This window comes from Paenacidovorax caeni, assembly GCF_001298675.1.
In the GTDB taxonomy this organism is placed as follows: Bacteria; Pseudomonadota; Gammaproteobacteria; order Burkholderiales; family Burkholderiaceae_C; genus Paenacidovorax; species Paenacidovorax caeni.
Window position 1 is genome coordinate 22,434 of sequence record NZ_CYIG01000044.1, and the last position, 6,239, is coordinate 28,672.

Here is a 6,239-nt window from a genome sequence, read left to right on the forward strand (position 1 = left end):
AAGCCGACGGGCGATACCCGTCGGCTTTTTTTTGTTTTTGCTACTTCTTTGGTAGCTGCCAGCGCTTACCCCGTAAGCGCTGGAGGCCTATTTGGCTTGAAACCCACTCAGTGCATCAAGTGCGGCTGGCCATCGAACATGTGCTCGAACTGCGCGATCCAGGGCTCGGCCAGACAACGAATCTGCGCATCATTGCGCAAGATGCGCTGCATGATGCGCATCTTCTCGCGACGGTGCTCAGGCAGGAGCTCCTGGCAGCGCGACTGGCTGCGCAGCTGCTCGATCAGCACAGCGCAGGCACCCTCATGGCGCACCACACCGTCCCAGTCCTTGAGCTTGGCCGCCTCCAGCATCTTGGCGCTGCTGTCTTCAATGGCTTTGTAGTAATCAATCAACATGTCAGGCATGGCTCAGGCCCCCGCCATAGCAGCAACGCGCACCTCGGCGCGGGGCGCCACGGCAGCAGCCGTGGGGGTTTTGATCTGGTTCCAGCCCTGGGCAATGGGCTCGAACAGGTGCGCGACTTCTGCCAGCATGGCATCGTCGTTGTGGGCGTTCGCTAGGAGCAAGCGGCGCAGACTGTAGTCGTACAGCGCTTCCAGGTTCTGGGCCAGCTCACCGCCGGCATCGCGATCCAGCGCCGTCATCAAACCTTCCTCAATGATGCGCACTGCCTTGGAAACACTGTTGCACTTGGTCAGCACGTCGCCACGCGCCAAGGCACCACGCGCAGTGGCGATGGAACTCAGCACACCTTCATACAGCAGACTGACCAGTTGGTGCTGGTCAATCGTGTGCATGCTGGTTTCCACGTTGATGCGCTGGTAAGCGGATGCGGCACGAGGCTGGTAGGCGGCGAACATGGCAGGCATTCCTTTGAATTGACTGCTTTATTTATCGGCGTGGAACCAGAAAACTTGAATATTCACCCGGGTCGATCACGAAGATTTATTCCAGGTCGTGACCTGCTGGGCGATATAGGAATTCAGCGCGTTGAGCTTGCTCATCTGGCCGTCCAGCGCGACATAGCGCGCGGTCAGGCTGGCTTCGAGCCGCTTTGCGCGATCCTCCACGGTCTGAACTTCCGTCTCATTGAGTCTTTTGGCTTTTTTCAGCAAGTTGTCCTTGCTGGAGAAAAAACCGGTTCCATCGGCCAACAAGCCATCAAGCGCAGACTTGATCTTGGTACCGACGCCATTGGCAGTATTGCCATCCGCGCCACGGAAAAATCCCTTGAGCGCCTCCGGATCCTTCAGCGCGGCGTCAAGCTTGGCCGAATCAATCGCCAAGTCACCAGAAGGCCGCAACGGGTCAGTTCCCTTGGCCGTGCTAATACCGATATCAGACAGCGTGCGCAGCTTGCCCTCACCACCAGCCACCGACTGCAGCGCCATGCGCAGGGTGTTCTGCAGCGTCACCGCCGAAGAATCGCCCTGCAGCAGGCCGGCCGTCTTGGTGTCCTTGTCGTAGGCAGTGATCGTGTTGAGCGCTTGGTTAACCGCGTTGTAGGCTTTCACGAAAGCATCGAGGTTTTCCTTAACCTTGGAGGTGTCGCCCGCCACCGTAATCTCCACCGGCCCGGTGGTTTCCTTCAGTGCATTGAAGGTCACTCCCGACACCGTATTCGTGAATGTATTGGTGGCAGACGTGACCGCGATGCCATTGACCGTCGCCTTAGCATCGGCCGCGTAGCTGGTAGTGGCATTGTCCATAAGGCGCGACAGACCAGCGCCGTCAGCATTGTTGCCATCGGCATCGGTGACCGCCATGCGAAATCCTGACTCTTCGCCAGTGGTTTGACTGCGCAGCAACAAGCGCTCGCCCGAGGCGTCGGACACGATGGTCGCCGTGACGCCCGCCTTGGCACCATTGATTTTGCCCGCGATGTCGGACAGCGTATCGTTGGCACCGACGGTAATGTCCACCGCCGTCTTGCCTGCGGCCGGTGTAAATGTGGAAGCATCGGCCCACTTACCCAGCTCCAGACGCAACGTACCCTGCCCTACAGGCAACCCCTTACCCAAGGACTGGGATGTGGTGGTCTGCGCCTTGGCCAGCCCCTGCACCTCCACGCTAAATGTGGAGGCCACCGTACCACCCACGGCGGACGCTGTGATGAAGTCCTTATTGGAGGAGGTGGCGGTCACCGCATTCCAGCCCGTGACACTGACCAGCTTATTCGCGGCATCCGAGAGCGTGGAAACCAGCGACTTGATTTGCCCGTAGGTGGAAATCTTGGCGTCGATCATCGTCGCCTGGTACGTCAGGCCGGTATTCCTGGTGATAGGCAGGCGCGCCATGTCCACCGACGACTTGATGAGCCCGTTGACATCTACGCTGCCGCCAAGACCGACCCCCAAATTCGTAAAGCTGGCCATAGCCGCCTCCTGATGAATGCACTGCCAGGTTAATACCAATCGGGAGATTATCCAACCAGACCGCTGGGCAGATTGCGCCGATAAGCGCCGATAAGCACCGGGAATACCGGCAATTCATGCGCAAACGGCAAGGCGGTGGCGATCTCCCATCGCCACCGCCCCTTGTCTTATCCAAAGGCCGGAGTCCCCCTCCGGCCTTCAGCCCTGGCTTAGCCGCGCAGCAGAGCCAGCACGCCCTGGGGCAGCTGGTTGGCCTGTGCCACCATGGCGGTACCGGCCTGCTGCAGAATCTGCGCACGCGACAAGGCGGCGGTTTCCGAAGCGAAGTCAGCATCCTGGATGCGGCTACGCGAGGCAGACATGTTTTCCGCCGTAGTCTGCAGGTTGGTCACCGTGCTCTCAAAGCGCGACTGCAAGGCGCCGTAGCTGGCACGCTGGCTGGCGATGGCCGAGATAGCGGCATCCACGATGGCCAGGGTACGGTTGGCGCCCGCCACCGTGCTGACGTCCATGTCCTTCACCTTCTGCATCTGGCTGGACTGTGCTGTATTCGCCAACAAGAAACCACCGGATGTCGCACTGCCCACCGAATCCGTTGCGCTGAACGACTTGGATGAATCCAGCGTCAACTGTCCAGTGACATGCAAGAAGTTCGTTGCATCTACTAGAAGCGTACCCGCACCACTCACAGCAGTGGATGTATTGGCCTCCTTCAGCGCAGCGGTCATGCCAGTGGCTGATTTGTTGCGCAGCTTGATGTCATCGCCAGCATCATTCACCAGAATCACCCCGTTACCCGCCTCGTTGAGACGCGCCGACACGCCTGTTTTGGCAGACACGTCGTTGAACGCCTTCACCACGGCGCTCAGGCTTTCGGCTTTGTTTGTCCCGTCCGTACTGAAAGCGATGGTGACGGGGGCGCCAACATCATTTTTGGAAGCCACATCCAGGGTGTAGGAGCCCGAGACAAAGGTATCCAACTGCACCTCGGTACGCGCCGAGGCACTCACGCCAGTAAATTCAGTCTGCGCATTCACCAGAGCGGCCACATCTTTGGCGGTCGATTTCGCACCATACGAGACCGTCTTCTCGCCATAGGAACCTTCGATTTTCAGCGTGCCACCCGCCGTGATGGCCGATGCCGTGGCACCAGCCTGCACCAATTTAGCGCCTTTTGTACTGCCCAATGTCAGATCGCCCGTGGCATCCGTGGCCGTAGCGTCCTTAGCGCCGATGCGGTAGTTGCCGTAGGAACTGGTGCCAAAATTCGACGACGTGGCCGTGATGGTCTGGTTGGCATTGGCGCCCACCTGGAACTGCGCACTGGTGAACGAGCCGTCCAGCAGCTTGCGGCCGTTGAACTCAGTGGTCTGTGCAATGCGATCCAGCTCGGAAGTGAGCTGGTTCACTTCGGCGTTCAGCGCGTTGCGATCCGAGGCGCTGTTGGTGGCGTTGGCCGACTGCACGGCCAGCTCACGGATACGCTGCAGGATGTCGCCCGAGCTCTTGAGCGCGCCTTCGGCGGTCTGCGCCAGCGAAATGCCGTCGTTGGCATTGCGCACGGCCTGGTTAGCCCCTCTGATCTGACTGGAGAAACGCTCCGAAATGGCCAAGCCGGCCGCGTCGTCCTTGGCGCTGTTAATGCGCAGGCCCGAGGACAGGCGGTTGATGGAGGTGTTGAGCGCGTTTGCGTTGGTGCTCAAGTTGCGCTGGGCGGTCAGCGATGCGACGTTGGTGTTGATAGTGGCCATTGCTACTCTCCTGAAGGAACTGACATATCTATGGCGTTACCGCCAACTGTGGCCCAGAACCGTCTGGCCGCAGGGTTCACAGCGCCGACGCGGCTGCCTGTTGAACGGCGGGCACATCCGCTACCTCTTGTTGCAAACGTCCCGTTGAGGTTGTTTTCGGGCGGCCGCCGGAAAACTTTAGGGGTCTTCGCAGGCAAATCTATGGATTGGGTGGTTTTTGGACTGCTTATCCAGCCTACGGCCTGGCAGCGGCTGACCACAATCGCTCCATCGTTCCCAAAAAGTCCGCCGGAGGGGTAGCGCTTGAGCCGGCAGAAATGTTTGTATCCCGCCACGCAGGAGTTCCGCCATGGCATCGACGATCAACACGAATATTGCCTCGCTCACCGCGCAACGCAACTTGGGCGTGAGTCAGTCGTCCCTCAATACCTCCATCAACCGTCTGTCCTCGGGCCTGCGCATTAACAGCGCCAAGGACGACGCGGCCGGCCTGGCCATTTCGGAGCGCTTCACCACGCAGATCCGGGGCATGAACCAGGCCGCGCGTAACGCCAACGACGGCATCTCGCTGGCGCAGGTGGCCGAAGGCGCGCTGAAGAGCTCGGGCGACATTCTGCAACGTATTCGCGAGCTGGCCGTGCAGTCGGCCAACGCCACCAACAGCGCCTCGGACCGCGAAGCGCTGAACGCCGAAGTGAACCAGCTCACTGCCGAGCTGGACCGCATCGCCAAGACCACCGAGTTCAACGGCCGCAAGCTGCTGGACGGCTCGTTCACCAGCGCGCAGTTCCAGGTAGGCGCCAATGCCAACCAGACCATCACGGCCACGTCGTCCAACTTCAGCACCAATTCGTACGGCAACTACCGCATTGGTGGTAAAGCTGTGCTGCCGACGGACAACACAGGCGACCTGACGCTGGGCAGCACCCCCGGTTCCGTCAGAGCCCAGGGTGCTTCGCCAAACTCAGCCATCACCGGCGGTACCCTGTCGGTAGATGGCGCGTACGGGAAAAAGGACATCATCTACCCTGCGGGTGCCTCGGCCAAGAGCGTGGCCGCCCTGGTGAACGCCCAAACCGAACTCACCGGCGTGAGCGCCTCGGCGCGCACCGAGATCGGCCTGGATGCCCTTGCCTCCGGCGCGTACACGCTGCAAATCGCTTCGAACAACGACGCAGGTGCTCCGGCCACCGTGTCGTTTACCGTCAAGTCCCTCACCGCCGAAGGCTTGAGCGCTGCCGTCAAGGCCTTCAACGACGTCTCGGCCAAGACTGGCGTATCCGCCAGGGTGAACGACGATGGCAACCGCATCATCCTCACCAACGATTCGGGCGAGGACATCAAACTCCTGAACAAACTGGCCCCCGGAGCCATCATCATCACCACGCCCGACGGCCTCGGATTAACCCCTGCAGTGACGGCTGCGATGAACGCGACGGGCACCTTGGCTGGCAACGGTACTGTCCTTACGGGCCAATTGACACTGGATTCATCCAAGTCATTCAGCGCGACCGACTCGGTTGGCTCGCCCGGCGGCTTCATGATCGACGCCGCCACCGCCACCTCGAGCCAGCTACAGGCCGTTAAGGACATGGACGTGAGCACGGTGGACGGTGCCAACCGCACCCTGGCCATGGTGGACTCCGCCATCGCCGCGATCAGCGGCCAGCGCGCCAACTACGGCGCCCTGCAGTCTCGCTTCGAGACGACCATCGCCAACCTGAATATCTCGTCGGAAAACATGTCCGCCTCGCGCAGCCGTATTCTGGATGCCGACTTCGCGGCGGAAACCGCCAACCTGTCGCGCACGCAAATCCTGCAGCAGGCCGGCACCGCCATGGTGGCCCAGGCCAACCAGATTCCGCAGGGTGTGCTGTCGTTGCTCAAATAAGAAGTTCACCCTGAACAATTCGGTTCTTAGCAGCAGGGCCTTCAAGCCCTCGTCACGCTGGGCGCGTTTGAAGTCCCCTCGAATTCCTGAGCCAGTCAGAAGTAGAGGTTGGGGAACAGTTTGACACGGTACTCGACCGGTGGGATGCGGCCAAGGGCTTCATGGGGCCGGTGGTGGTTGTAGCGGTGCAGCCAGTCCGCTGTCATGTCTCGAACCTCC

General features: G+C 60.6%; 6 protein-coding genes. 1 reads left to right on the forward strand and 5 read right to left on the reverse strand.

Going from position 1 to position 6,239, the window contains the following annotated elements; genetic code table 11:
* Positions 1-107: 107 nt before the first annotated feature.
* The 4 genes from BN2503_RS15595 to BN2503_RS15610 all read right to left on the reverse strand — a co-directional run bounded on the left by BN2503_RS15595 (position 108) and on the right by BN2503_RS15610 (position 4,129).
* Complete coding sequence (locus BN2503_RS15595; RefSeq protein ID WP_054257561.1) at positions 108-407, reverse strand: flagellar protein FliT; 300 nt, start codon at positions 405-407, stop codon at positions 108-110.
* A 3-nt stretch (positions 408-410) separates the two neighbouring features.
* Entirely contained in the window at positions 411-863 is a 453-nt protein-coding gene (fliS, locus tag BN2503_RS15600) for a flagellar export chaperone FliS (RefSeq protein WP_054257568.1), read from the reverse strand.
* A gap of 75 nt (positions 864-938) precedes the next feature.
* Positions 939-2,378, reverse strand: a complete 1,440-nt coding sequence (gene fliD, locus BN2503_RS15605; protein ID WP_054257562.1) for a flagellar filament capping protein FliD — start codon at positions 2,376-2,378, stop codon at positions 939-941.
* Between the two features lie 209 nt (positions 2,379-2,587).
* On the reverse strand, positions 2,588-4,129 hold the full coding sequence (locus tag BN2503_RS15610; RefSeq protein WP_054257563.1) for a flagellin N-terminal helical domain-containing protein: 1,542 nt from the start codon (positions 4,127-4,129) through the stop codon (positions 2,588-2,590).
* 349 nt (positions 4,130-4,478) lie between these two features.
* Here BN2503_RS15610 and BN2503_RS15615 point away from each other — a divergent pair, with 349 nt between their 5' ends.
* On the forward strand, positions 4,479-6,020 hold the full coding sequence (locus BN2503_RS15615) for a flagellin N-terminal helical domain-containing protein (RefSeq protein WP_054257564.1): 1,542 nt from the start codon (positions 4,479-4,481) through the stop codon (positions 6,018-6,020).
* Between the two features lie 95 nt (positions 6,021-6,115).
* Here BN2503_RS15615 and BN2503_RS21375 read toward each other — a convergent pair whose 3' ends face one another.
* On the reverse strand, positions 6,116-6,226 hold the full coding sequence (locus BN2503_RS21375; RefSeq protein WP_082366636.1) for an integrase core domain-containing protein: 111 nt from the start codon (positions 6,224-6,226) through the stop codon (positions 6,116-6,118).
* Positions 6,227-6,239 lie beyond the last annotated feature (13 nt).

What these genes read in the sequence shown, in the direction of transcription:
- BN2503_RS15595 (WP_054257561.1), bottom strand. Translation starts at nt 407, where the DNA reads ATGCCTGACATGTTGATTGATTACTACAAAGCCATTGAAGACAGCAGC.
- fliS (WP_054257568.1), bottom strand. Translation starts at nt 863, where the DNA reads ATGTTCGCCGCCTACCAGCCTCGTGCCGCATCCGCTTACCAGCGCATC.
- fliD (WP_054257562.1), bottom strand. Translation starts at nt 2,378, where the DNA reads ATGGCCAGCTTTACGAATTTGGGGGTCGGTCTTGGCGGCAGCGTAGAT.
- BN2503_RS15610 (WP_054257563.1), bottom strand. Translation starts at nt 4,129, where the DNA reads ATGGCCACTATCAACACCAACGTCGCATCGCTGACCGCCCAGCGCAAC.
- BN2503_RS15615 (WP_054257564.1), top strand. Translation starts at nt 4,479, where the DNA reads ATGGCATCGACGATCAACACGAATATTGCCTCGCTCACCGCGCAACGC.
- BN2503_RS21375 (WP_082366636.1), bottom strand. Translation starts at nt 6,226, where the DNA reads ATGACAGCGGACTGGCTGCACCGCTACAACCACCACCGGCCCCATGAA.